At 63.7% G+C, this 22211-nt stretch carries 25 protein-coding genes; 13 read left to right on the forward strand and 12 right to left on the reverse strand.

The features are described from left to right. Positions 1-13: 13 nt before the first annotated feature. Both ACLGGT_RS01335 and ACLGGT_RS01340 read right to left on the reverse strand, forming a co-directional pair. Positions 14-343 (reverse strand): sarcosine oxidase subunit delta, encoded by a 330-nt coding sequence (locus ACLGGT_RS01335; protein WP_151979632.1) that lies wholly within the window; start codon positions 341-343, stop codon positions 14-16. Between the two features lie 14 nt (positions 344-357). Next, positions 358-1602, reverse strand: coding sequence for a sarcosine oxidase subunit beta family protein (locus ACLGGT_RS01340; protein WP_037297457.1), 1245 nt, complete (start codon positions 1600-1602; stop codon positions 358-360). A gap of 214 nt (positions 1603-1816) precedes the next feature. Here ACLGGT_RS01340 and ccmI point away from each other — a divergent pair, with 214 nt between their 5' ends. The 4 genes from ccmI (at position 1817) to ACLGGT_RS01360 (ending at position 4120) form a co-directional block, all read left to right on the forward strand. Then, the gene (ccmI, locus tag ACLGGT_RS01345) at positions 1817-3058 is read left to right on the forward strand and encodes a c-type cytochrome biogenesis protein CcmI (RefSeq protein ID WP_437194872.1); all 1242 of its coding nucleotides are present in this window, start codon (positions 1817-1819) and stop codon (positions 3056-3058) included. Beyond that, positions 3055-3537 (forward strand): Holliday junction resolvase RuvX, encoded by a 483-nt coding sequence (ruvX, locus tag ACLGGT_RS01350; protein ID WP_008280568.1) that lies wholly within the window; start codon positions 3055-3057, stop codon positions 3535-3537. The genes ccmI and ruvX overlap by 4 nt, the downstream gene beginning before the upstream one ends. Beyond that, on the forward strand, positions 3527-3763 hold the full coding sequence (locus ACLGGT_RS01355; protein WP_081506670.1) for a DUF1289 domain-containing protein: 237 nt from the start codon (positions 3527-3529) through the stop codon (positions 3761-3763). Before ruvX ends, ACLGGT_RS01355 begins: the two co-directional genes overlap by 11 nt. A 114-nt stretch (positions 3764-3877) precedes the next feature. Then, positions 3878-4120: a hypothetical protein gene (locus ACLGGT_RS01360; protein WP_112303047.1), complete on the forward strand. Its 243-nt coding sequence runs from the start codon at positions 3878-3880 to the stop codon at positions 4118-4120. 203 nt (positions 4121-4323) lie between these two features. Here ACLGGT_RS01360 and ACLGGT_RS01365 read toward each other — a convergent pair whose 3' ends face one another. The 3 genes from ACLGGT_RS01365 to cysE all read right to left on the reverse strand — a co-directional run bounded on the left by ACLGGT_RS01365 (position 4324) and on the right by cysE (position 5909). Continuing rightward, a complete protein-coding gene (locus ACLGGT_RS01365) occupies positions 4324-4635 on the reverse strand; it encodes an ETC complex I subunit (protein WP_008280571.1) in 312 nt (103 codons plus the stop codon). A gap of 84 nt (positions 4636-4719) precedes the next feature. Further along, entirely contained in the window at positions 4720-5073 is a 354-nt protein-coding gene (locus ACLGGT_RS01370) for a DMT family protein (protein WP_008280572.1), read from the reverse strand. Positions 5074-5078: 5 nt separating this feature from the next. Then, positions 5079-5909, reverse strand: a complete 831-nt coding sequence (gene cysE, locus ACLGGT_RS01375; RefSeq protein WP_008280573.1) for a serine O-acetyltransferase — start codon at positions 5907-5909, stop codon at positions 5079-5081. Positions 5910-5994: 85 nt separating this feature from the next. On the opposite strand from cysE, the gene ACLGGT_RS01380 reads away from it, so the two are divergent. Then, entirely contained in the window at positions 5995-6972 is a 978-nt protein-coding gene (locus ACLGGT_RS01380) for an NAD(P)H-binding protein (RefSeq protein WP_422000359.1), read from the forward strand. 153 nt (positions 6973-7125) lie between these two features. On the opposite strand, the gene bfr is transcribed toward ACLGGT_RS01380, so the two are convergent. From bfr to hemP, 4 genes are read right to left on the reverse strand one after another with little or no spacing between them, the layout of a single operon-like run. Continuing rightward, positions 7126-7611, reverse strand: a complete 486-nt coding sequence (gene bfr / locus ACLGGT_RS01385; protein ID WP_008280575.1) for a bacterioferritin — start codon at positions 7609-7611, stop codon at positions 7126-7128. Beyond that, a complete protein-coding gene (locus ACLGGT_RS01390; protein ID WP_008280576.1) occupies positions 7559-7852 on the reverse strand; it encodes a (2Fe-2S)-binding protein in 294 nt (97 codons plus the stop codon). The genes bfr and ACLGGT_RS01390 overlap by 53 nt, the downstream gene beginning before the upstream one ends. 20 nt (positions 7853-7872) lie before the next feature. Then, complete coding sequence (locus ACLGGT_RS01395; RefSeq protein ID WP_081506672.1) at positions 7873-8343, reverse strand: hypothetical protein; 471 nt, start codon at positions 8341-8343, stop codon at positions 7873-7875. Beyond that, a complete protein-coding gene (gene hemP, locus ACLGGT_RS01400) occupies positions 8340-8504 on the reverse strand; it encodes a hemin uptake protein HemP (RefSeq protein ID WP_008280579.1) in 165 nt (54 codons plus the stop codon). Before hemP ends, ACLGGT_RS01395 begins: the two co-directional genes overlap by 4 nt. Positions 8505-8774: 270 nt before the next feature. Between hemP and ACLGGT_RS01405 the strand changes: the two genes are divergently transcribed. Both ACLGGT_RS01405 and ACLGGT_RS01410 read left to right on the forward strand, forming a co-directional pair. After that, positions 8775-9188 (forward strand): DUF1178 family protein, encoded by a 414-nt coding sequence (locus ACLGGT_RS01405; RefSeq protein WP_037297545.1) that lies wholly within the window; start codon positions 8775-8777, stop codon positions 9186-9188. Between the two features lie 15 nt (positions 9189-9203). Beyond that, positions 9204-9851, forward strand: coding sequence for an SDR family oxidoreductase (locus ACLGGT_RS01410; RefSeq protein ID WP_437194874.1), 648 nt, complete (start codon positions 9204-9206; stop codon positions 9849-9851). A gap of 4 nt (positions 9852-9855) precedes the next feature. Here the strand turns inward: ACLGGT_RS01410 and ACLGGT_RS01415 are convergent, their stop codons facing one another. Further along, positions 9856-10269 (reverse strand): VOC family protein, encoded by a 414-nt coding sequence (locus tag ACLGGT_RS01415; RefSeq protein ID WP_081506674.1) that lies wholly within the window; start codon positions 10267-10269, stop codon positions 9856-9858. Positions 10270-10353: 84 nt separating this feature from the next. On the opposite strand from ACLGGT_RS01415, the gene ACLGGT_RS01420 reads away from it, so the two are divergent. The 4 genes from ACLGGT_RS01420 to ACLGGT_RS01435 all read left to right on the forward strand — a co-directional run bounded on the left by ACLGGT_RS01420 (position 10354) and on the right by ACLGGT_RS01435 (position 16057). Next, positions 10354-11634, forward strand: a complete 1281-nt coding sequence (locus ACLGGT_RS01420; RefSeq protein ID WP_437194875.1) for an O-acetylhomoserine aminocarboxypropyltransferase/cysteine synthase family protein — start codon at positions 10354-10356, stop codon at positions 11632-11634. A gap of 116 nt (positions 11635-11750) precedes the next feature. Further along, positions 11751-13442, forward strand: a complete 1692-nt coding sequence (locus ACLGGT_RS01425) for a hypothetical protein (protein ID WP_437194876.1) — start codon at positions 11751-11753, stop codon at positions 13440-13442. Between the two features lie 158 nt (positions 13443-13600). Then, positions 13601-14131, forward strand: a complete 531-nt coding sequence (locus ACLGGT_RS01430; RefSeq protein WP_437194877.1) for a hypothetical protein — start codon at positions 13601-13603, stop codon at positions 14129-14131. A gap of 27 nt (positions 14132-14158) precedes the next feature. Beyond that, the gene (locus ACLGGT_RS01435; RefSeq protein ID WP_437194878.1) at positions 14159-16057 is read left to right on the forward strand and encodes a cation:proton antiporter domain-containing protein; all 1899 of its coding nucleotides are present in this window, start codon (positions 14159-14161) and stop codon (positions 16055-16057) included. Between the two features lie 12 nt (positions 16058-16069). Here ACLGGT_RS01435 and ACLGGT_RS01440 read toward each other — a convergent pair whose 3' ends face one another. Beyond that, positions 16070-17158, reverse strand: a complete 1089-nt coding sequence (locus tag ACLGGT_RS01440; protein ID WP_437194879.1) for a DUF2235 domain-containing protein — start codon at positions 17156-17158, stop codon at positions 16070-16072. A 118-nt stretch (positions 17159-17276) separates the two neighbouring features. After that, positions 17277-18407 carry a type III PLP-dependent enzyme gene (locus tag ACLGGT_RS01445; RefSeq protein ID WP_437194880.1) on the reverse strand — a complete coding sequence of 377 codons (1131 nt, stop codon included), beginning with the start codon at positions 18405-18407 and terminating at the stop codon, positions 17277-17279. A 114-nt stretch (positions 18408-18521) separates the two neighbouring features. Here ACLGGT_RS01445 and ACLGGT_RS01450 point away from each other — a divergent pair, with 114 nt between their 5' ends. Together ACLGGT_RS01450 and ACLGGT_RS01455 are read left to right on the forward strand one after the other, a co-directional pair. Then, the gene (locus ACLGGT_RS01450) at positions 18522-18956 is read left to right on the forward strand and encodes an Lrp/AsnC family transcriptional regulator (protein ID WP_008280588.1); all 435 of its coding nucleotides are present in this window, start codon (positions 18522-18524) and stop codon (positions 18954-18956) included. A 134-nt stretch (positions 18957-19090) separates the two neighbouring features. Continuing rightward, the gene (locus ACLGGT_RS01455) at positions 19091-22210 is read left to right on the forward strand and encodes a valine--tRNA ligase (RefSeq protein ID WP_437194881.1); all 3120 of its coding nucleotides are present in this window, start codon (positions 19091-19093) and stop codon (positions 22208-22210) included. The last annotated feature ends 1 nt before the right edge of the window (position 22211 follow it).

Raw genomic sequence — 22211 nt, forward strand, 5'->3', positions numbered from 1 at the left:
GAACGGTGAAGGCTCATGCGAAGTCGCGCCATGTCCAGCCGGGGCGTTTGGCGGTGATCGCATCGCGGATATGCTGGGGCGGCTCGTGGGTCTGGGCGGGATAGCTGCCGTAGACCTCGAGCGTTACGGTATCGCGGGCCATGATGAACCACTTGCCGCAGCCATTGTTATGCCGCCAGCGTTCGAAATGCGCGCCTTTGGGGTTTTCCTTGGCGAACATATAGGTGTGGAAGTCATCGTCCGCCGAGCCGGGGCCAAAGCGCTTGAGATGCGCCTCGCCGCCTTGGTGGAATTCGGTCTCTTCGCCCGTTACGCCGCAGCAGGGGCAGGTGAGGATCAGCATGGTTCAAGTCCTCCTTAGTGGGCAACGCCAGCGGCAACGGATTCATCAATGAACCGGCCCTGATAGAAGCGGTCGAGGCCGAATTCGTCGCAAAGGGGCGAGTGGCCCTTGGCCATCAGTTCGGCAAAGCCCCAGCCGGAGCCGGGGATGGCCTTGAAGCCGCCGGTGCCCCAGCCGCAGTTGATGAAAATGCCATCGACCGGGGTTTTCGACAGAATCGGCGAGCGGTCGCCGGTGACGTCGACGATGCCGCCCCATTGGCGCAGCATCTTGAGGCGGGCGACCATCGGGAAGGTCTCGATGAGCGCGCGCACGGTTTCTTCGATATGGTGGAACGAGCCGCGCTGCGTGTAGTTGTTATAGCCGTCGGTGCCGCCGCCAATAACCATTTCGCCCTTGTCGGATTGCGACATATAGCCGTGCACGGTGTTGGCCATGACGACGCAATCCATGCAGGGTTTGATCGGTTCCGACACCAGCGCCTGAAGGGCGACGGATTCGATGGGGAGGCGGAAGCCCGCCATATCGGCAAGGTGGCCAGAGTGGCCCGCGACGACGATGCCGAGTTTATCGCAGCCGATGTCGCCACGATTGGTGGTCACACCCGTCACGCGGCCATTCTCGCGGGAAATCCCCGTGACTTCGCATTTTTGCAGGATATGCATGCCCATGGCGGAACAGGCGCGGGCATAGCCCCATGCCACCGCATCGTGGCGTGCCGTGCCGCCGCGCGCCTGATAGAGGCCGCCGAGCACCGGATAGCGCGGCCCGTCGAGATTGATGATCGGGACAATCTCTTTGACGCGGGCTGCCGAGATGAATTCGGTCGAGACGCCTTGCAGGGCGTTGGCATGGGCCGTGCGCAGGTAGCCGCGCACCTCGTGTTCGGTCTGGGCCAGCATGATCAGGCCACGGGGGCTGAACATGATGTTATAGTTGAAGTCCTGCGAGAGGGTCTCATACAGGCTGCGCGATTTTTCGTAGATCGCGGCAGAGGGGTCTTGCAGGTAATTCGAGCGGATGATGGTGGTGTTGCGGCCCGTGTTGCCGCCCCCAAGCCAGCCCTTTTCCAGCACCGCGACATTGGTGATGCCGAAATTCTTGCCCAGGTAATAGGCTGTGGCGAGGCCGTGACCCCCGGCGCCGACGATGATGACATCGTATTTCTTTTTTGGCTCGGGCGAGGCCCAAGCGCGCTCCCATCCCATGTGGTAGCGGAGGGCCTCTCGGGCGACGGCAAAGGCGGAATAGTGTTTCATGCGCGCTCTCTGGAGTTGGCGGGATTCGGGCTTGGATGCGACTGGCACCGTAATGCGTCAGCTGGCCGGTTGAAAGGATACTCCGGGCGGCGGAAACGGTATCAATAGCGACATTGCGACATCGGGGCGCGGGCTGGGCGCGCGGATGCGACGGCTTGACCCTTTTTTCCGGGCGCATGGGCGGTTACATGAGAGCAACATAGAAGGAAAAGACATGGGTTTCTGGATCACCGTTGCGGGTTTGGCGATTGGCGTGAGTGCCGTTCTGGGCCTTGTGCTGCTGCGCGGGCGGGTCGGCGAAGCGCCGCCTGCCGCCTATGATTTGCAGGTCTACCGCGATCAGTTGAAAGAGATCGAGCGCGACACCGCGCGCGGCGTGATCGCGGCAGAGGATGCCGAGCGGCTGCGGGCCGAGATTTCGCGCAAGGTGCTGGCGGCGGATGCGCAATTGCGTCAGGGCGGCGAAAGCGGGGGGCAGCCGCGCGGCGCGGGCGTGATCATGGCCGGGGTGATCGTGGCGGTGATCGCGGGCGGCGGTGTTCTGATCTATGACAGGATCGGCGCGCCGGGCTATCAGGATTTGCCGATGGCGGCGCGGATTGCGGCCTCGGATGCGGCGCGGGCGGCGCGGCTGGATCAGGCGGCGGCAGAGGAGCGATTTGGCCCCGGCGAGACCGGGGTGCCCGAGGGCACGAACGAGGATTACATCAAGCTGATCGAGCAGTTGCGCAAGACCGTGGCAGAGCGGCCCGAGGATCAGCAAGGATTGCGGTTCTTGGTGCGCAGCGAGGCGGCGCTGGGCAATCTGGTGGCGGCGCGGCAGGCGCAAGCGCAGTTGATTGCGGTCAAGGGCGAGGCGGCGAGTGCGGCGGATTATGCCATGTTGGCGGATCTGATGATCAATGCCAGCGGCGGCTATGTGTCGTCGGAGGCAGAGACAGCGTTGCGCGCGGCCTTGGAGCGGGATGGGCGAGAGCCGTCATCGCGGTTTTACCTTGGGCTCTACATGATGCAGGTGGATCGGCCCGATGCGGCGTTCCGCCTGTGGGAGGCGCTGCTGAACGAGAGCACGCCAGAGGCCCCTTGGGTGCCCACCATCCGGGCGCAGATCGAGGAATTGGCGGGGCGCGCCGGGGTGCGGTATACGCTGCCGCCCGAGCAGGACGCGCCCAATGCGCCGGGGCCATCGGCGGCGGATATCGCTGCGGCAGAGGATATGGACCCCGAAGCGCAGCAAGAGATGATCCGCGGCATGGTGGCGGGCCTTGCGCAGCGGCTGGCCACCGACGGCGGCACCGAGCAGGATTGGGCGCGGCTGATCAATGCCTATGGCGTGTTGGGGGAACAGGATAAGGCGCAAGAGGTCTGGACCGAGGCGCAGACGGTCTTTGCCGCAGAGCCGGAGCGTTTGGCTGTTGTGCGCGCTGCTGCGGCAAGCGCGGGCGTCGCGGAATGATCCTTGAGGAGATCGCCGCGTTCGCCGCAGCCCTGCCGCAGGGTCGGGCGATCATGGGCCTTGATCTGGGCACCAAGACGATTGGCGTGGCGCTGTCAGACCGGCTCTGGTCGGTGGCAAGCCCGCATGAGACCGTGAAGCGGGTGAAGTTTACCGACGATGCCGCGCGTCTGTTGCAGATCGTGGCGGGGCGCGAGGTGGGCGGGATCATCCTTGGCCTGCCGCGCAATATGGACGGCAGCGAGGGGCCGCGCGCGCAATCCACCCGCGCGTTTGCCCGCAATCTGTCGCGCCTGACAGAGGTGCCGATTGGCTATTGGGATGAGCGGCTGTCGACTGTTGCCGCGGAAAGGGCGCTTTTGGAGGCGGATGCGACACGAAAGCGTCGTATGCAGGTTATCGACAACATCGCGGCGGCCTATATCCTGCAAGGGGTGTTGGACCGGATGGGGCATATGAGGGCAGAGCATGACAGATGAAAGCCCATGGGCACGCAATGAAGTCGAGAGCCCTTGCGTGAAAATCTGTGTGGTGCATCCGCAGGCGCGGATTTGCACGGGATGCCTTCGCTCGATCGACGAGATCACCCGCTGGACCAAAATGGCCCCGGACGAGCGGCGCGCGATCATGGAGGCGCTGCCCGACCGTGCCTCCCTGCTGCGCAAGCGCCGCGGTGGGCGCGCAGCACGGGTTGGAGAGGTTTAACCTTCGCCAGCCATGCCGCCCGCGCAGAGCGGGTTTGCATACTGTGGTATGGAAAAATGCTGCGCCGCAACATAGATTATGTTGCAGACGCGGCATTCTCAGGAGAGCACAGTTATGGCCTATTCGTCCCACAGTAATGTTCCGGCACCGGGGTTTGGGAATGTCGGGCGCTTTGTATTGGCGCCGCTGCGCCTGATCGACGGTTTCTTCAAGTCGGTCGTTGCCGCCAACCGCTTCGCCCATGAGGTTGAAACGCTGTCAATGGCGAGCGATCAGCGGCTTGCAGCCCTGGGTCTTAAGCGCGACACATTGGTGGCTGATCTTGCGGCACGCTCGGACCTGTTCCGCGCCGCTTGAGTTCAGGATCAACGCTGAAAACGAAAACGCCCCGGAAGATTTCCGGGGCGTTTCGCGTTCTGTGCCGGGGCTGACTGCTTAAAGCACGTTACAGCCTATCGAAACCGCACCCGTCCCGGACTTGATCCGGGACCTCGCCGGGTCAGCGCAGAGGCCCCGGCTCTGGGGCCGGGGCGGTGTGAACCTGATCAGACGAAACGTATTTAGTGCGTCCAGACTTGGCGGCGGTTGGTGGCGAAGTTATCGCCATAGCCGCCGGGGCGAATATTGGGTTTGCGGGCCTGCGGTTCCTGAACCACGGCGTCGATGCCATGTTCCTTGGCGTATTGCAGCGCCGCTTCTTTGGTCTCGAAGCGCAGGCGCACTTGGGTTTGCGTATCGGCGTTGGAGGTCCAGCCCATCAGCGGATCAACCTCGCGCGCGGTCTCGGACACGAATTCCAGAACCCAGTGCCGGGTTTTGCCGGTGCCGGATTGCATGGCGGTGCGGGCCGGTTTGTAGATGCGCGCAGACATGGGACTCTCCGTGAGATGATCGCTGGCGTCTTATCCCAAATCGGGCGCGGCGCGGCAAGAGGCGAATGGGCGCAGGTGGCCCGGTCAGAGCGGGGCGCGGAATATGACGAAAGCCCCTGCCGCAATCAGCGAAAAGCCAAGCGCGTGGTTCCAGGTGATCGGTTCCTTGAGGTAGAGCACGGAAAAACCCGCAAAGATCACCAGCGTGATCACCTCTTGCATGGTCTTGAGTTCCGCCGCCGAATAGACGCGGTGCCCAAGCCGGTTGGCGGGCACCGCGAGCATATATTCAATCAGCGCAATGCCCCAGCTTATCAGGATGACAAGCCAGAGGGCGACATGCGGAAACTTGAGGTGCCCATACCACGCGAAGGTCATGAAAATATTGGACAGGCTCAAGAGCACGACCGGTGCCAGCCACAGCCAGAGGCCGTGCATGATCGTCAGTCGCTCGCGTCGTCGTCAGTGCCGCGCACGCCCAAGAGCTGATCCATCTTGACCGAGGGTTGATCGCAGCCAGCCTCGCCCACGATTTTGGCGGGCACGCCTGCAACAGTCTTGCAGGGGGGCACCTCTTGCAGAACGACCGAGCCTGCGGCGATACGGCTGCAATTGCCGACGCGGATATTGCCCAGCACTTTGGCCCCGGCCCCGATCAGGACGCCATTGCCGATCTTGGGGTGACGATCCTCTTCTTCCTTGCCGGTGCCGCCCAAGGTGACGGAATGCAGCATCGAGACATTGTCGCCCACCACGGCGGTTTCCCCGATCACGATGGAATGGGCGTGGTCGATCATGATGCCCTTGCCGATGCGGGCGGCGGGGTGAATATCGACGCCGAACACTTCGGAGGCGCGCATCTGGAAAAAGCGCGCAAGATCACGGCGGCCCGTCGTCCAGAGCCAATGGGCGATGCGATAGGCCTGGATTGCCTGAAAGCCCTTGAAGAAGAGGAGCGGCAAGAGGAACCGGTCGCAGGCCGGATCGCGGTCATTGACGGCCACGATATCGGCGCGGGCGGCAAGGCCGATGGACGGGTCAGACGCCAAAGCCTTGTCGCAAATCTCGCGCAGGATCTGTTCGGGCATCTCGTTGGAGGTGAGCTTGAGGGAAATGCGATAGGCAAGCGCTGATTCGAAGGTGCCGTGATGCAGCACGCTGGAATGGATCAGCCCGCCCAAGAGCGGCTCATCGGCGATGGCGGCCTTGGCCTCTTGGGCGATCTGCCCCCAGACCGGATCGAGTTCGGCCAGCTTTCGTCTTGTATGTGCCATGGGCTATGCTCCTCTGGGTCGTGGGAAGTATAGCAGATAGGCAGGGCGGGTAAAATGCAAAGGGGTGCGGGGAGGTATCACCAAAATGAATGAGACGCAGGCTTGGGCCGGAGGGGGCCGGGTTCTGGTGCTGGGCGGCACCGGCACGATTGGCCGGGCTGCGGTGGCGGCGCTGTTGGCGCGGGGGCATGAGGTGGTCTGTGCCCTGCGACCGGGGGCGAAGGCGGCGGGGTTGCCCGCCGGGGTCACGCTGTGGCGGGGGGAGATTTCGGACCTCGCCCGCGAGGGATTTCACGGTGCCAAGTTCAGAGCGTTGGTGTCTTGCATGGCGTCGCGCAGCGGCTTGCCCGCCGATGCCTGGGCGGTGGATCACGATGCGCATCTTGTGGCGCTCGAGGCGGCGCAGGCGGCGGGGGTGCAGCATATGGTGCTTTTGTCGGCGATCTGTGTGCAAAAGCCGATGCTGGCGTTTCAGGCGGCCAAGCTGGCCTTTGAGGCGCGGCTCATCGCCTCTGGCCTGCGCTATTCGATCGTGCGGCCCACGGCCTATTTCAAATCGCTGTCGGGGCAGATTGCGCGGGTGCAGGCGGGCAAAGCCTTTTTGGTGTTCGGGGATGGGCAGTTGACGGCGTGCAAGCCGATCAGTGACCGGGATCTGGGCGACTATCTGGCGGGCTGTCTGGACGTGCCGGACCGCTGGAACAAGGTGTTGCCGATTGGAGGGCCCGGCCCTGCGATCACCCCGCGCGATCAGGCCGACTGGCTGTTCAAGCGGTTGGGAAAGCCGGTGAGCCTGCGGCAGGTGCCGGTGGGCATGATGGATGCGATCATCGGCGGGCTGTCCTTGGGCGGGCGCGTTCTGCCACGGTTGCGGGCCAAGGCGGAACTGGCGCGGATCGGGCGCTATTACGCTACCGAATCGATGCTGGTCTGGGATGCGGCAGCGGGGGCCTATGACGCCGAGGCCACGCCCGAGACCGGGCAGGACAGGCTATTCGATTACTATGAAGAGGTGATCTCAGGCCGCGCGCGGGTGGATTTGGGGGCGCATGCGGTGTTTTAGGGGGGCGGCTTATACGACAAAACCTCTGCAGTTATCCTAGTGTTAGGCTTGCACCCACGCACACCGCGCGGCACCTTCGGTGCCATGCGCGCGGGGGATTGGGGCCAATGACGGCTCAACCTAATCCCCCGCATGCTGCGGAGCCTCCTCTATTTACGCGCCCTCGTCCGCCGGGCTTGCGTTGAGCAGGCCGTAGCGTTCGGCTCCCAACTGGTCATAGAGGTCGATCTGGGTTTCGAGAAAGTCGATATGGCCCTCTTCATCTGTGATCAGCTCTTCAAAGAGGTTTTTGGACACGTAATCCGCCACGCTTTCGCAATGGCCGCGCGCCTCGATATAGAGGGTGCGGGCGTCGTGTTCGGCGGCAAGATCCGCCTCGAGCGTTTCGCGCAGGTTTTGCCCGATACGCAGCGAGTCGAGTTTTTGCAGGTTGGGATGCCCCCCCAAAAAGATGATCCGTTCGATCAGCTTGTCGGCGTGCTGCATCTCTTCGATGCTTTCGGCGCGGGATTTGGCGGCGATACGGCCATAGCCCCAATCCTCTTGCAGCCGGTAGTGGAGCCAATACTGACTGACAGCGGTCAGTTCACTCCGCAGAGCCTGATTGAGATAGTCGATGACCTTGGCGTCGCCCTTCATGTGGTTCTCCCTGTGTGGATGCGCGGCGGAGGCCGCGCAGGTGCATGGGTATGCTCAGGCTATCGGCCTGACGCATGGTGTCAACAAAGAGCGGCAAACATCCGCCGCAATCGGCACGCTTTCCGAGCGCGCGGTAGATCTTGCCGGGGGTGATCAGCGTCTCGGCATCCGCCGCGCGCATCCAGTCCATCGCGCGGTGAATGTCGGCGTCGGTGATGGCCATGCAATGACAGATGATCATCGGTTCAGTCCCTCTTACGGCTAGTGACGTGTTGCGCTGGCAGGTTCGGGGATGCGCGACTGCGGTGCGCGCAGCGCTGCGCGGTGCAGGCAGAGGCCCAAGCGCGCCGCCGCATCCGTGAGAGGCAGGATGGCGCGCGGTTGCACCAGAATACTGGCCAGAAGAAGCGCATCTTCGCGGTCGCCCAAGGCCGCCTCTTGGACAAAGCGGGCAAAGGCGGCCTCGTCCAGCCCGACACAGGTGCAGTTGGGCGCATGACAGCGCAGCGGGCGGCGGATATGCGGGCCCAACACCTCGGTCAGGTCCTGCAACGCCTCGAACGCGGCGAGCGCCATCGGTTCGGCCATGCGATCACACAGGAGCGCATGGGCGCGCAGCGCGCCGCCCGCGTTCCAAGCGCGCAGCGCGGCCACAGTCAGACCGTTCAGCCCGTCCAACTGTGCCATCTGGTCCACCGGCATCTGGCCGGTCAGGTCGCGCGCGTGTTTCATTTGGTCAGGATCAGCTTGCCCGCGCGGGTGATGCGCAGGGTGTAGATTTGCCCGTCGAGCACGATAAGCGCGGTATTGGCACCATTGGTGAGGGCGCGCGCATCGTGGCAGGGGGCCTCGGCCACCAAAGCGGGATCGGATTTGGTCTGAGCGCGGATCATGCGAAGGCCCTCGCCGGGATGGTATGAAGAAGTGACATGGTGTTTCGGTCCTTTGTTACAGGGTGGCCGGGCTGACCGCAGGACCGGGCTGGCTTGGCCCTTCTTTTCTGACTTAAACAATCAGGTATGTCAATTCCGATTCTTTTCGTAGGCTTTAATCATGCGCCGCGTGCCCGGTTGGCCCCCCCGCTTGGGCTGCAAGATCAAAAGCATAGCTTGAAATTCCCGGCGGGCGGCGTAACTATCGACGGCGATGCGATGGACCGGGAAATGATCAAGTTCACCCTCAGATGCGCGGATAAGCACGAGTTCGACAGTTGGTTTCAATCCGCTGCCGCCTTTGACAAGCTGCAGGGAGCGGGCATGGTGACATGCGCCGTATGTGGCGGCACTGAGGTGCAAAAGGCGTTGATGGCCCCCAGCCTGCATACTGCGCCCGACAAGGCGCCTGCCCCGGCCCCAACCCCCGAAGAACAGGCGCTGGCGCAGCTCAAGCGGCAGATCGAACAGAATTCAGAATATGTTGGCCTTAATTTTGCGCGGGAGGCGCGCGAGATGCATGATGGGCTGGCCCCGGAACGCGCCATTTATGGCGAGGCGAAACCCGAAGAGGCGCGCAAGCTGATCGAGGATGGCGTGCCTGTGGCCCCCCTGCCCTTTGTGCCGCGCCGCAAATCCAACTGACCGAAAGGCCCCACCATGCATATCCTCATCACCGGTGCCAATCGTGGCATCGGGCGCGCCCTCGCCGATCATTACCGCCAAGCGGGCCATGAGGTGACTGCCACGGCGCGCAGACCGTCGGAGGGGGAGGTGGCACTGGATGTGACCGATCCCGCCTCTTGTGCGGCACTTGCCGCGCGGCTGGGCGGTCGGGCGGTGGACCTTTTGATCTGCAATGCGGGCGTATACCTCGACAAGGGGCAGGCATTGGCAGAGGGCTATGCGGCGCAGATGTGGGCCGACACCTTTGCCACCAATGTAACGGGCGTGTTTCTGACCGTGCAGGCGTTTCTGCCGCATCTGCGGGCGGGCAAGGGCGCGAAAATCGCGATCATTTCCAGCCAGATGGCCAGCCATACCCGCGCGCCGGGGGGCAGCTATATCTATCGGGCGTCCAAAGCGGCGGCGCTCAATCTCGGGCGCAATCTGGCCAGTGACCTTGCGGACGATGGCATTGCCGTGGGCATCTATCACCCCGGCTGGGTGCGCACCGAGATGGGCGGCGATTCGGCGGAGATTTCGGTAGAAGAGGCCACGTCCGGGCTTGTGGCACGGTTCGCGGCGCTGGATTTGGCATCAACGGGGTGTTTTCAAACCTGGGACGGGCGCGACCACCCCTATTGAGGCGTCAGGCGGCAAAGACCGTCGTCATATCGGCAAAGCCCTTGAGTTCCACCGGATTGCCCGAAGGATCGCGAAAGAACATCGTCCATTGCTCGCCCGGCTGACCCTCGAACCGCACCGAGGGAGGGAGGACGAAATCGACCGCCGCCGCCGTTAACCGCTCGGCCACGCCGCGCCAGATGTCGAGCGGCAGCACCACACCGAAATGCGGCATCGGCACCATGTGATCGCCGACCTTGCCGGTGGCTTGCGTGGCAAAGGGCGTGCCCAGATGCAGGCTGAGTTGATGGCCGAAGAAATCGAAATCGACCCATGTCTCGGTGGAGCGCCCTTCGATCCCGCCAAGGAGCCCGCCGTAAAAGGCGCGCGCCTCACCCAGATCGGTTACATTGATTGCCAGATGAAAGGGATGTGCCATATCATGTCTCCTCATGCCCGTTGCATGGCACCTAGCGATGCCTTAACCGGGTTTGCAAGGTATATGACGCGGGAGGACGCTGAAATGACATACGGATTCGACACGTTGCAGGTACATGCGGGCGCGCGGCCCGATCCGGCCACGGGCGCGCGGCAGGTGCCGATTTACCAGACCACGGCCTATGTGTTTCGCGATGCCGATCACGCGGCGGCGCTGTTTAACCTGCAAGAGGTGGGGTATATTTATTCGCGCCTGACCAATCCCACGGTCGCTGCGCTGCAAGAGCGGGTGGCCACGCTGGAGGGGGGCGCGGGCGCAGTCTGTTGTTCCTCGGGCCATGCGGCGCAGATCATGGCGCTGTTTCCGCTGATGGGTCCGGGGTTGAATGTTGTGGTCTCGACGCGGCTTTATGGCGGCTCGATCACGCAGTTCAGCCAGACGATCAAGCGGTTTGGCTGGTCGGCCAAGTTTGTTGATTTCGACGATCTCGGGGCCATTGAGGCCGCGATTGACGACAATACCCGCGCGGTGTTCTGCGAATCCATTGCCAATCCGGGCGGCTATATCACCGATCTGGATGCGGTGGCGGCGGTGGCCGACAAGGCGGGTCTGCCGCTTATTGTCGATAACACCTCGGCCACGCCGTATCTCTGCCGTCCGATCGAACATGGGGCGACATTGGTCGTGCATTCGATGACCAAGTTCCTGACCGGCAATGGCACGGTCACGGGCGGTGTGGTGGTTGATTCGGGCAATTTCAATTGGTCCGCGTCGGACAAGTTCCCGTCCCTTTCGGCCCCGGAACCCGCCTATCACGGGCTCAAGTTCCACGAGACCTTTGGCCCCTTGGCGTTCACCTTTCACGGCATTGCCATCGGGCTGCGCGATCTGGGCATGACGCTCAATCCGCAGGCGGCGCATTACACGCTGATGGGGATCGAAACGCTGTCCTTGCGCATGGCGCGGCATGTCGAGAACGCGGAAAAGGTGGCGGCCTGGCTGGAAGGGCATCCGGCGGTTGAGGCTGTGACCTATGCGGGCCTCAGATCTTCGCCCTGGCATGACAGGGTGGCGCGGATTTGCCCCAAGGGGGCGGGCGGGCTGTTCACCGTGGCGCTCAAGGGGGGCTATGGTGCCTGTCTCAAGCTGGTGGATAGCCTTAACCTCTTTAGCCATGTTGCCAATCTGGGTGATACACGGTCGTTGATCATTCATTCCGCCTCGACCACGCATCGGCAGCTTACGCCCGAGCAACAGACCGCCGCCGGGGCCGCGCCCAATGTGGTGCGGATTTCCATCGGAATCGAGGATGCCAAGGACATCATCGCCGATCTGGAGCAGGCGCTGGCCAAGGCGAGTGCATAATCGGCCTTGCGCCGGGGTGCGACCGGATGGTTGGCCTCGGCGCGAAGCTGCTGTAGGATGGGGGGATCGAGAACAAGGACTCCCGCCGATGTCGGACGAGTGTTAAAGCGTTCCCCATGAAACCGAATTTTGCCCTGTCCCTTTCGTTTGAAGGCATCGGCCTTTTGCACCGCGCGGGCAGCGCGGGCTGGCATCTTGTCGGCGATGTGCCGCTTGATGCGGAGGATTTGGCGGGGGAACTGGCGGCGCTTAGGGCCAAGGCGGCGCTGCTTGATCCGTCTGGATTGTCCACCAAGCTGATCATTCCGGACGAGCAGATCAAATATATGGATCTGCCCGCCACAAGCGCGCCGGACGGGGATTATGACCGGGCCGCCGCCGAAGCCTTGGAAGGGGCGACGCCCTATCACATTGATGATCTGGTCTATGACTGGAGCGTGGAGGATGGGCGGCTTTATATCGCCGCCGTGGCAAGCGAGACCTTGGACGAGGCTGAGGCCTTTGCCGCTGAGCATCGGTTCAACCCGGTGAGCTTTGTCGCGCGGCCACAATCAGATCGCTTTGCGGGCGAGCCGTTCTTTGGAGCGGCGGCGCAGGCGCGGGGCGTGGACCGCGACGAGGCACCGGTGCGTATTCTGGGCAGCGCGCGCCTGCCCGAGGCACCACCACCGGTGGAGAGCGTGGCCAGTGCCGCGCCAGTCATCGCGCCTGCGGCGGACGCGGCTGCGGCCACACCCAAGGCCCCGAACACCGCTCCCATGCCTGCTCCTGCCCCTGCGCCGCCCGCGGCCCCTGACAAGCCCGCGGCCCCTGCGCTCAAGGCTGAACCGGACCTGCCGGCGCTGTCGTTTTCCAGCGTCCGGGCCGAGCGGGGAGCGCCGATTGCCGGGGCACCCAAGCTGGAAGGTGCCGCGCGGATCACACCGCTGCCTGATACCGCCCCTGCCCCAGAGTTGCCGCGACCGGGCGCTGCGCCGCTTTTGACCGGCGGGGCCAATCCGGCGCTGACCGATCTGGCCGCCGCAAGCCTTGCGCCCGAAGCGGCAAAGGGGGCGGGCCTGGCCGGGCTGCTCGCGCGCCGGGACAAGACGACGGCCCCTGAGCGGGTTGTGGCCAAGCCTGCGGATGAGGCGGAGCGTCTGACGGTGTTTGGCGCACGCAGCCAACCCTCAGCACGTGGCAAGCCCCGGTTTCTGGGGCTGATCCTGACCGCGCTTTTGCTGCTCTTACTGGTGGGCGTGGCGGCGTGGTCGACGATCTTTGGCGGGAGCGATCCGGCAGAGATTTCGGTTGAGAGCGCGCCTGAAATTGCGCTGACGCCACCGATTGAGGCGGAGGCGGAAGTCGCCGTCGGGGTTGAAGCAGAGACCGTACCGGAGATTACACCCCCGGAACCAGAGGCTGAGCCAGAGGCAGTTGCGACCACGCCACCGCCCCCCGAAGACTTGACGCCGGATGAGATGATGGCGCGCTATGCCGCCACGGGCATCTGGCCATTGGCCCCCGAGCCGCCCGCGCAGGCGGATACCACCGATCTGGATGAGTTTTACCTGACCTCGATTGACGAGGCCGTAAACTTTCAGGATGCCGTGGCGCTGCCCCCGGCATCTGAGACCGTGCTCGACCGTCGCCCCGAGACCCCGGCTGCGCCCGCGCCGCCGGGCACGCAATTCACACGTGATGCACGCGGCTTTGTGCAGGCCACGCCAGAGGGTGCGCTGACGCCTGACGGTATCTTGGTGCGGGCCGGGCCGCCGCCGGTGCGCCCCCCGAGACCCCCACCCGCGCGCTGCCGGTTCCCGGATTAGAGCAAAGCGCCGAGACCGCCGCCGAGGCGGCGCGGCTGGGCGGCATCCGCCCCCGCACCCGCCCCGAGAACCTGATCGAGCAGCAAGAGCGCGGGGCGCTCTCGGGTCTTACACGGTCCGAGCTTGCGTCACTGCGTCCGCGCCTGCGCCCGCAAGCGGTGATTGAGGCGGCAGCAGCGGCGGCGGCCCCGCCGCCCGCCCCAGAGGTGCAGCCCGCCGATATCAGTTCCGCCTCGCTGGCCGCCGCGCTGATCGAGGCCAATCGCGGCTCAGTCGCCGAGAGCCTGCCGCAGGCGGTGGGCACGTCGATCAAGCCCAAGGTGCGGCCACAAGAGCTAGAGCAGGCCGCGCGCGCGCCGCAGCCGGACCGGGCGACGCCGGGCGAGGATGAGGAACCCGAAATCCAGACCGCTGCTGCCGCGCGGGTGGCCCCCAATATTCCCACAACCGCCTCGGTTGCGCGATCGGCCACCGAGGCCAATGCCATCAACCTGCGCAACGTTAATCTGATCGGCGTCTACGGCAGCCCGCAAAGCCGCCGCGCGCTGGTGCGGCTGGCGAATGGTCGGTATCAAAAGGTGCAGGTGGGCGACCGGCTGGATGGGGGGCAGGTTTCAGCCATTGGTGATTCCGAGTTGCGCTATAACAAACGCGGGCGCGATGTGGTGCTGCGCATGCCGAAGGGGTAGGATGATGACCTACGCCCTTATTCGCTGATGGACGGGTTCCTGTTTCAGACCACGGTTTACCTTGCCGCCACTGTGATCGCCGTGCCGATTGCGGCGCGGTTGGGATTTGGATCGGTGCTGGGCTATCTGGCTGCGGGCATCCTGATCGGGCCGGTTTTCGGGCTGGTGGGCGGGCATGAGACCGCAGAATTGCAGCATGTCGCCGAGTTTGGCGTGGTGATGATGCTGTTTCTCATCGGGCTGGAACTGGAACCCCGCGCGCTTTGGAATATGCGGCACCGCTTGCTGGGTCTGGGCGGATTGCAGATCACCGTGACGACGCTGACGGTGATGGTGGCGGGGCTTTACCTTTTGGGGATGGGATGGAGCGTGGCCTTGGCGGTGGGGTTGATCTTTGCGCTCTCCTCCACGGCCATCGTTTTACAAACCCTGTCGGAAAAGGGGTTGATGCAGACGGGGGGCGGACGATCAGCCTTTTCCGTTCTGCTGACGCAGGACATTGCCGTTATCCCGATGCTGGCGTTTTTGCCGCTTTTGGCCCTGCCCAAGACGCCCGAGATGATCATGGGCGAGCTTTTGTCGCGCGGCGCGCCTGAGGCGGGGCATGGCGCGAGCGGGCCGCATGAGGCGGCGCAGAGCTTCATCGCCTCTTTGCCCGGTTGGGGGGCGACACTGGTCACGATTGCGGCGGTGGCGTCGATTGTGCTGGCGGGGGTTTACCTGACCCGGCCGGTATTCCGCTTTATCCATGGCGCGCGGCTGCGCGAGATGTTCACGGCGATTGCCCTGTTGATCGTGGTGGGGATTTCATTCTTGATGACGCTGGTTGGCCTCTCGCCCGCGTTGGGGGCGTTTCTGGCCGGTGTCGTGCTGGCAAATAGCGAATTCCGGCATGAGTTGGAAAGCGATCTGGCCCCCTTCAAAGGGCTGCTGTTGGGGCTGTTTTTCATCACCGTGGGGGCGGGGATCAATTTTACGGTGCTCTTTGGTGCGCCGGTGTTGATCGTGGGACTGGCGCTTGCGGTGATCGTGACCAAAGGGGCAATCCTCTATGTGCTGGGGCGCATTTTTGCGCTGCGCGGACGCGATCTTTGGCTTTTTACGCTGTCGCTGGCGCAGGCGGGCGAATTTGGTTTTGTTCTCGTGGCCTTTTCGGTGCAGCAGCATGTGCTGCCTGCCGGGCTGAGCGAGGTGATCCTGTTGGTGATCGCGCTGACGATGCTGATCACGCCGCTTCTCTTCATTCTTTATGATGTCCTGTCGCGAAACCTGCGCGAGCGGAGCGAGGCACCGGAGGCCGATACGATTGATCAGACCGGGCCGGTGATCATCGCGGGCATCGGGCGTTTTGGACAGGTGGTTAATCGGCTGGTGCGTTCAAGCGGGTTTGAAACCGTTGTGCTGGATCACGACCTTTTGGCCATCGAGCGGATGCGGCGGTTTGGCGTGCGGGGGTTCTTTGGCGATCCGACGCGGCCTGATCTGTTGCATGCGGCGGGGTTGGCGCGGGCGCGGGTCTTGGTCGCGGCGCTGGATGATCCCGAAGCGACGGTGCGGCTTGTGAGCTTTGCCCGGCGCGAACGCCCGGACCTGCATATCATCGCCCGCGCCTATGACCGCACGCATGTGTTCCGGCTGTATCAGGCGGGGGCCAATGACATCGTGCGCGAGATGTTTGACAGCTCGTTGCGCGCGGGGCGCTATGTGCTGGAAAACATGGGGCTGACGGAATTCGAGGCGGCGGAGCTGGAAAAGACATTTTACCAGCATGATCGCCAATCGGTGCGGGAATTGGCGGCGCTGTGGGACCCGGCGCGCCCGACCGTTGAGAATGACGCCTATATCACCCGCGCGCGAGAGCTGGAGGCGGAATTGCAGACCATGCTGCTGTCGCAACTGGAAGAAACGGGCGGCCCGAAAGCGTAAGGCGCAGAATGTTCAGGTGCCGCCCTGTTCCTTGACCATGCCGGTCAGGCGCGGGCCGCCCCAACGGCGGGGGGCAAGGCCACCCACGCTTTCGTGCAGACGCTCGGATGGGTCATGCCCCACTACGCGCGGACCGCGCAGCACAAAGATCTTGCCCCAGCCCACCCATGTGCCGACGGAGGGCGCGTTTGCATCCTGCGGAAAGCGCGTGCGCCAGTCTTGGGGCAATGGCAGCGCGCAGCCCTCTAGCCGCTCGAGCATCCAGACCAGCGGGATATTGGCAAGGGGGCGCGCGGCGTGGATGCCGCAGAGTTGCCCACCCACATCCGAATGACAGCCCCGGAACCAGACCTGTTCGACATGGCCGCCAAAATTGGGCGGACAATCCCAGAGGACGGGCGCATAGGCCTTGCGTGTCTCGTCGAGGGCCAGCGCGTGAAAGCCATTCCGCGTGGTGCGCCCGAGGTGATGATTGTGAAAGCCATGCGCGTCGGCGCGATAGCGCCACAGGATCGGGATGCGCAGGCCCAGCGCCTTGACCGTGTCCCAGACGCCGATCATCTCGACATGGGTGTCGCCGTAGCAATGGGCGCGGGCAAAGGCCTGCGCGGCGCGGCCCGACGGCGTGCAGCGGTAATGGCGAAAGGCCTGATGCACATTGCGTTCGGTCGCCTCTTCGGCGCGCAAAAGGCCGATGCGGTCGATCACCCCCGCCAGCGAGCGCACCGCATAGGCCCCGCGCGAATAGCCCATCAGGAATATCCGGTCGCCGGGCCGGTAGCGATTGGCGAGATAGCCATAGGCGCGGCGAATTTGGCGATTGATACCGCGCCCCATGACGATATCGCCGGTTGCGCGCCAGTCACGCCACTGAATCCCCGCCTCGTAATAGAGCGAGAGATTGGCCCCCGACACCTCGCGCAGCAATTTATAGGTGAGGCCAGCGTTGGTTTCATAGCCCGGTGTCAGGCTCGACATGGTGCCATCGAGGATCAGCACATGATTGACCGGACCGCGCTGGTGACCAAAGGCCGGATGCCCCGCGCTTGGCCCCGGTCGCAGCCAATCCAGAATGCTTTTGGTCCATCCCCGCCATGACATGACGCACCGCCTTTGCCGCCCAAAAGCGCGCCCATGGCATCACGGGCGCGACCGGACCTTAGGGTAAGTTTGCGCAGAAATCCGTTGCGATTCCATGAAATTCGGCGTGAGCCGCGCGTTACAGATGCGCCACGGTCACAACGTCGCGCAGGCCGTAGCCGTTGAAATCGGTACTGAGGCAGCGGGTATAGGCGCCCATGCCTGCGATGAGCAGATAATCGCCCTCGGCCAGATCACCGGGCAAGGGCAGAGGATCAGGCAGCCGGTCAATGCTGTCGCAGGTGGGGCCAAAGACCACGCGCGGGTGCGGCGCGCCGGTGCGCGGCGTGCCGTCGGGGGCCAGAACGGTGATCCGGTCGGGCGCGCCGATGTCGCGGATTTCGGTGAGGCCGCCGTAGACGCCATCGTTGACGAAAATCGCGCCGGTCTCGCGCAGCGCCTTGACGCGCACGGCAAGGCTGAACGCCTCGGCCACCATGGCGCGGCCCGGTTCGCACACCAGCGCCGGGGCATCCGCGCCAAAGACGCGGGCGACCTCGGCCCCGATATGGGTGAAGATTGCGCCAAGGTTCGGCATGGTCCCGGTGCGATGCGACGCAAAGCCGCCGCCCACATTGAGCCGCGCGAGACGCACGCCAGCGCTGCGCGCCACCTCGGCCACAACACCGATATAAGCGCCCCATGCGACCGGGTCGGCGCATTGCGTGCCGGGATGAAAGGTCATTGACGGGGTAAAGCCACGGTCTGCGACCACGCGCAGCAACTCTGCCGCGCGCTCTGGCCCGACGCCGAATTTGGCCCCGAAATCATAGGCAGCCCCCCGCACCGGCAGGGCAAGCCGCACGGTGATTTCGGCATCTGGTGCAATCCGCCCCGTCAGCTTGTCCAATTCGCGCAAGTCGTCGATGGAATAGGACCGCACGCCCATCTGCGCCGCGACCTCGATCTCGGGGACAGAGCGCACGGGGTTGTTGTAATGCAGCACGGCAGCCGGGCAAACGCTGCGCACCGCGCGCATTTCCTCGGGGCTGGCCACGTCAAAGGCGGTGATGCCCGCCGCCACCAGATTGGCCAGCACCTCGGCCCCCGGATTGGCCTTGACCGCATAGGTCACAAGGCCGGGAAACCCGGTCTGAAAGGCCTGTGCGGTGGCTTGCAATTGGTCGGGCGAGAAATAGAGCAACGCCGCGTCGGGGGTTTGGCGCATCAGATGCGCGCGCGGATCGGACCAAGGGGCGGCGTTTTTCATGGGCATACCTCAATCTGCTGCGTGTTTTCTTTGAGTGTGCTGCGAAATCTCGTCGATTCAGGGTGGCGTTTCGTATAGATTGCAGGAAATTTTCGTCGTATTGACGGAGGCACAATGCAAACCGACGAAACTGATCGCGCGCTGATCGCGCTCTTGCAGGAAAACGCCCGCCTGCCGGTGGCGACATTGGCGCGCCGTCTGGGGCTGGCGCGGACCACGGTGCAGGCGCGGCTGGAGCGCTTGGAAAACGCCGGGATCATCACGGGCTATAGCGTGCGGCTGAGCCAGAGCGCCCGCCCGGCGCTGCGCGCCACCGCGCTTGTCAGTATCGAGCCGCGCTCTGGCCCTGCGGTGTTGGCGCGGCTCAAATCCTTGCCTCAGGTGCGGCGGGTGCATACCACCTCGGGGCGGTTCGACCTGATTGTGACGCTGGAGGCCGAGACCACCGAAGCGCTGGATGAAACGCTGGACCGGATCGGCGAGGCCAAGGGCGTGCGCGGATCAGAGAGCCTTATTCACCTGAGCACGAAACTTGACCGGGGCGCGTGAGGCGCGGCGAGGATTTGCGTATTTGCGGAACGGTGAAACCGGGGGCGGGTCGATTTTCCCGCACCGCGCCTTTTCCTTTGCCGTCACATTCGCTAGAGCAGGGCAAACCCTCGATTTTGCAGGATCACGACGTCATGGCGATGGAAAAGACATTCAATGCGGCCGAGGCCGAGACGCGGCTTTATCAGGCGTGGGAGGATGCGGGCGCGTTCCGGGCTGGGGCCAATGCCGCGCCGGGGGCCGAAACATTCAGCATCATGATCCCGCCGCCCAATGTGACGGGCAGCTTGCACATGGGCCATGCGTTCAACAACACCTTGCAGGATATTCTGATCCGCTGGCACCGGATGCGGGGCCATGACACGCTATGGCAACCGGGGCAGGATCACGCCGGCATCGCCACGCAAATGGTGGTCGAGCGCAAGCTGGCCGCCGAGGGCGCGCCCACGCGGCGCGAGATGGGGCGTGAGGAGTTTCTCAAGAAGGTCTGGGAGTGGAAGACGCAATCGGGCGGCACGATCATCAATCAGTTGAAGCGGTTGGGTGCCTCCTGCGATTGGTCGCGCAATGCTTTTACCATGTCGGGCGCGCCGGGCGCGCCTGCGGGCGAAGAGGGCAATTTCCATGACGCGGTGATCAAGGTCTTTGTCGATATGTACAACAAGGGTCTGATCTATCGCGGCAAGCGGCTGGTCAATTGGGACCCGCATTTCGAGACGGCGATTTCCGATCTGGAGGTCGAGAATATTGAGGTGGCGGGCCATATGTGGCATTTCAAATATCCGCTCGCCGGTGGGCAGACTTATGAGTATGTCGAAAAGGACGCCGACGGCAATGTGACCCTGCGCGAGACGCGCGATTACATTTCCATCGCCACGACGCGGCCCGAAACCATGCTGGGCGATGGGGCCGTTGCGGTGCATCCGTCGGATGCGCGCTATGCGCCCATCGTGGGCATGCTTTGCGAAATTCCGGTGGGGCCCAAGGAACATCGCCGTCTCATTCCGATCATCACGGATGAGTATCCCGACCCCAATTTCGGCTCGGGTGCGGTCAAGATCACCGGCGCGCATGATTTCAACGATTATGGCGTGGCCAGCCGCAATGGCATCCCGATGTATCGCCTGATGGACACGCGCGCGCAGATGCGGGCCGATGGCGCGCCCTATGCCGAGTGCGCCGCGCGCGCGCAGGAGATTGCGGAAGGGGCTGCATTTACGGCCGAAGAGATTGATACGCTCAACCTCATCCCCGACCATCTGCGTGGGCTGGACCGGTTCGAGGCACGCAAGCGCGTCGTCGAGGAGATTACGGCCGAAGGGCTGGCGGTGATGGTAGAGGTCCCGGGTCAAGCCCGGGACGCCGAGGACAGCGCCGAACCCGCGCCCGAGATGGTCCCCTTTGTCGAGGCCAAACCGATCATGCAGCCCTTTGGCGACCGCTCCAAGGTGGTGATCGAGCCGATGCTGACCGATCAGTGGTTTGTCGATACCGCCAAAATCGTTGGCCCCGCGCTGGATGCCGTGCGCTCGGGCGAGGTGACGATTCTGCCGGAGAGTGATCGCAAGGTCTATTTCCATTGGCTGGAGAATATCGAGCCTTGGTGCATCTCGCGGCAACTCTGGTGGGGGCATCAGATTCCGGTGTGGTATGGTTTTGACCTGAGCGCGCCAGAGTTCCACGATGACGAGGGTGATGGCACGCTTGATCTGGTAGAGATGCTGCGGCTGTTGAATGAGGGGCATTTGGGGCCGCTGATGGAATGTGGCGCGGATTTTGCGGGGGTCACGGAGGCCTTTCACGGGCGTCTGGCTGGCCTGCCGGTGCCGCTGGCGTCGATGCAGGTGGTCGAGGTCGAGAGCCGCGAGGCCGCCTTGCACCGTTTGGCGAGCGCGCTGGCCGATTACACCGCCACCCAAGACCCGACCCATCTGGTCTATCCGGTCTGGCGTGATCCCGACGTTCTCGACACGTGGTTTTCCTCTGGCCTCTGGCCCATCGGCACGCTGGGCTGGCCCGAGGATACTGCGGAATTGCAGAAATATTTCCCCACTTCGGTTCTGATCACCGGGTTTGACATCATCTTTTTCTGGGTCGCCCGGATGATGATGATGCAATATGCCGTGGTCGGGCAAAAGCCGTTTGCCCATGTCTATGTCCATGCTCTCGTGCGCGACGAGAAGGGCAAGAAAATGTCCAAGAGCCTTGGCAATGTGCTCGATCCGCTCGACCTGATCGAGGATTATGGCACCGATGCCGTGCGGTTCACGCTGACGTCGATGGCGGCCATGGGGCGCGATCTGAAGCTCAGCAAAGAGCGCATTGCGGGCTATCGCAATTTCACCACGAAACTGTGGAATGCCGCGCGCTTTGCCGAGATGAATGGCGCCGTGGGCAGCGCGGGGGCGGTGCCCGCCCCCACCGCGACGGTCAACAAATGGATCATCGGCGAGACCGCCAAGACGCGTGCCGCCGTCGATGAGGCGCTGGAAAATTTCCGCTTCAATGATGCCGCCAACGCGCTTTATGCCTTTGTCTGGGGCACGGTCTGTGACTGGTATGTCGAGTTTTCCAAGCCGCTTTTGCTGGATGGCGATGCCGCGACCAAGGCGGAAACACAGGCGACAATGGCGTGGGTCATTGACCAATGTCTGATCCTTTTGCACCCGATCATGCCCTTTGTGACCGAGGAGCTGTGGGGCACGTTGGGCACGCGCGCGAAGATGCTGGTGCATGGCGATTGGCCGACCTATGGGGCCGAGTTGATCGACGCCGAGGCGGACCGCGAGATGAATTGGGTGATTGCCCTGATCGAGCAAATCCGTTCGGCGCGCGCGCAGATGCATGTGCCTGCGGGGCTTTATGTGCCGTTTTTGGTGACAGAGTTGAACGAGGCCGGGCGCGCGGCCTGGGCGCGCAATGAGGTGATGATCAAGCGTCTGGCGCGGGTTGAGAGCCTGAGCGATGTGGATGCCTTTCCCAAGGGCTGTGTCACCGTGGCGGTAGAGGGCGGCAGCTTTGGCCTGCCATTGGCCGACATCATTGACGTGGCCGAGGAAAAGGCGCGGCTGGAAAAGACGCTGGCCAAGCTGGAAAAGGAATTGGGCGGGCTGCGCGGGCGACTGAACAACCCCAATTTCGTGGCCTCTGCCCCCGAAGAGGTGGTGGACGAGGCGCGCGAGAACCTGGCCCTGCGCGAGGAAGAGGACAGCAAACTGCGCGCAGCCTTGGCACGGTTGGCGGAACTGGGCTGAG

This window comes from Roseovarius sp. MS2, assembly GCF_051447875.1.
In the GTDB taxonomy this organism is placed as follows: domain Bacteria; phylum Pseudomonadota; class Alphaproteobacteria; order Rhodobacterales; family Rhodobacteraceae; genus Roseovarius; species Roseovarius mucosus_A.

Excerpts from the sequence above, each read along its gene's own strand:
- ACLGGT_RS01335 (WP_151979632.1), bottom strand. The coding sequence starts at position 343 with ATGCTGATCCTCACCTGCCCCTGCTGCGGCGTAACGGGCGAAGAGACC.
- ACLGGT_RS01340 (WP_037297457.1), bottom strand. The coding sequence starts at position 1,602 with ATGAAACACTATTCCGCCTTTGCCGTCGCCCGAGAGGCCCTCCGCTAC.
- ccmI (WP_437194872.1), top strand. The coding sequence starts at position 1,817 with ATGGGTTTCTGGATCACCGTTGCGGGTTTGGCGATTGGCGTGAGTGCC.
- ruvX (WP_008280568.1), top strand. The coding sequence starts at position 3,055 with ATGATCCTTGAGGAGATCGCCGCGTTCGCCGCAGCCCTGCCGCAGGGT.
- ACLGGT_RS01355 (WP_081506670.1), top strand. The coding sequence starts at position 3,527 with ATGACAGATGAAAGCCCATGGGCACGCAATGAAGTCGAGAGCCCTTGC.
- ACLGGT_RS01360 (WP_112303047.1), top strand. The coding sequence starts at position 3,878 with ATGGCCTATTCGTCCCACAGTAATGTTCCGGCACCGGGGTTTGGGAAT.
- ACLGGT_RS01365 (WP_008280571.1), bottom strand. The coding sequence starts at position 4,635 with ATGTCTGCGCGCATCTACAAACCGGCCCGCACCGCCATGCAATCCGGC.
- ACLGGT_RS01370 (WP_008280572.1), bottom strand. The coding sequence starts at position 5,073 with ATGCACGGCCTCTGGCTGTGGCTGGCACCGGTCGTGCTCTTGAGCCTG.
- cysE (WP_008280573.1), bottom strand. The coding sequence starts at position 5,909 with ATGGCACATACAAGACGAAAGCTGGCCGAACTCGATCCGGTCTGGGGG.
- ACLGGT_RS01380 (WP_422000359.1), top strand. The coding sequence starts at position 5,995 with ATGAATGAGACGCAGGCTTGGGCCGGAGGGGGCCGGGTTCTGGTGCTG.
- bfr (WP_008280575.1), bottom strand. The coding sequence starts at position 7,611 with ATGAAGGGCGACGCCAAGGTCATCGACTATCTCAATCAGGCTCTGCGG.
- ACLGGT_RS01390 (WP_008280576.1), bottom strand. The coding sequence starts at position 7,852 with ATGATCATCTGTCATTGCATGGCCATCACCGACGCCGACATTCACCGC.
- ACLGGT_RS01395 (WP_081506672.1), bottom strand. The coding sequence starts at position 8,343 with ATGAAACACGCGCGCGACCTGACCGGCCAGATGCCGGTGGACCAGATG.
- hemP (WP_008280579.1), bottom strand. The coding sequence starts at position 8,504 with ATGATCCGCGCTCAGACCAAATCCGATCCCGCTTTGGTGGCCGAGGCC.
- ACLGGT_RS01405 (WP_037297545.1), top strand. The coding sequence starts at position 8,775 with ATGATCAAGTTCACCCTCAGATGCGCGGATAAGCACGAGTTCGACAGT.
- ACLGGT_RS01410 (WP_437194874.1), top strand. The coding sequence starts at position 9,204 with ATGCATATCCTCATCACCGGTGCCAATCGTGGCATCGGGCGCGCCCTC.
- ACLGGT_RS01415 (WP_081506674.1), bottom strand. The coding sequence starts at position 10,269 with ATGGCACATCCCTTTCATCTGGCAATCAATGTAACCGATCTGGGTGAG.
- ACLGGT_RS01420 (WP_437194875.1), top strand. The coding sequence starts at position 10,354 with ATGACATACGGATTCGACACGTTGCAGGTACATGCGGGCGCGCGGCCC.
- ACLGGT_RS01425 (WP_437194876.1), top strand. The coding sequence starts at position 11,751 with ATGAAACCGAATTTTGCCCTGTCCCTTTCGTTTGAAGGCATCGGCCTT.
- ACLGGT_RS01435 (WP_437194878.1), top strand. The coding sequence starts at position 14,159 with ATGGACGGGTTCCTGTTTCAGACCACGGTTTACCTTGCCGCCACTGTG.
- ACLGGT_RS01440 (WP_437194879.1), bottom strand. The coding sequence starts at position 17,158 with ATGTCATGGCGGGGATGGACCAAAAGCATTCTGGATTGGCTGCGACCG.
- ACLGGT_RS01445 (WP_437194880.1), bottom strand. The coding sequence starts at position 18,407 with ATGAAAAACGCCGCCCCTTGGTCCGATCCGCGCGCGCATCTGATGCGC.
- ACLGGT_RS01450 (WP_008280588.1), top strand. The coding sequence starts at position 18,522 with ATGCAAACCGACGAAACTGATCGCGCGCTGATCGCGCTCTTGCAGGAA.
- ACLGGT_RS01455 (WP_437194881.1), top strand. The coding sequence starts at position 19,091 with ATGGCGATGGAAAAGACATTCAATGCGGCCGAGGCCGAGACGCGGCTT.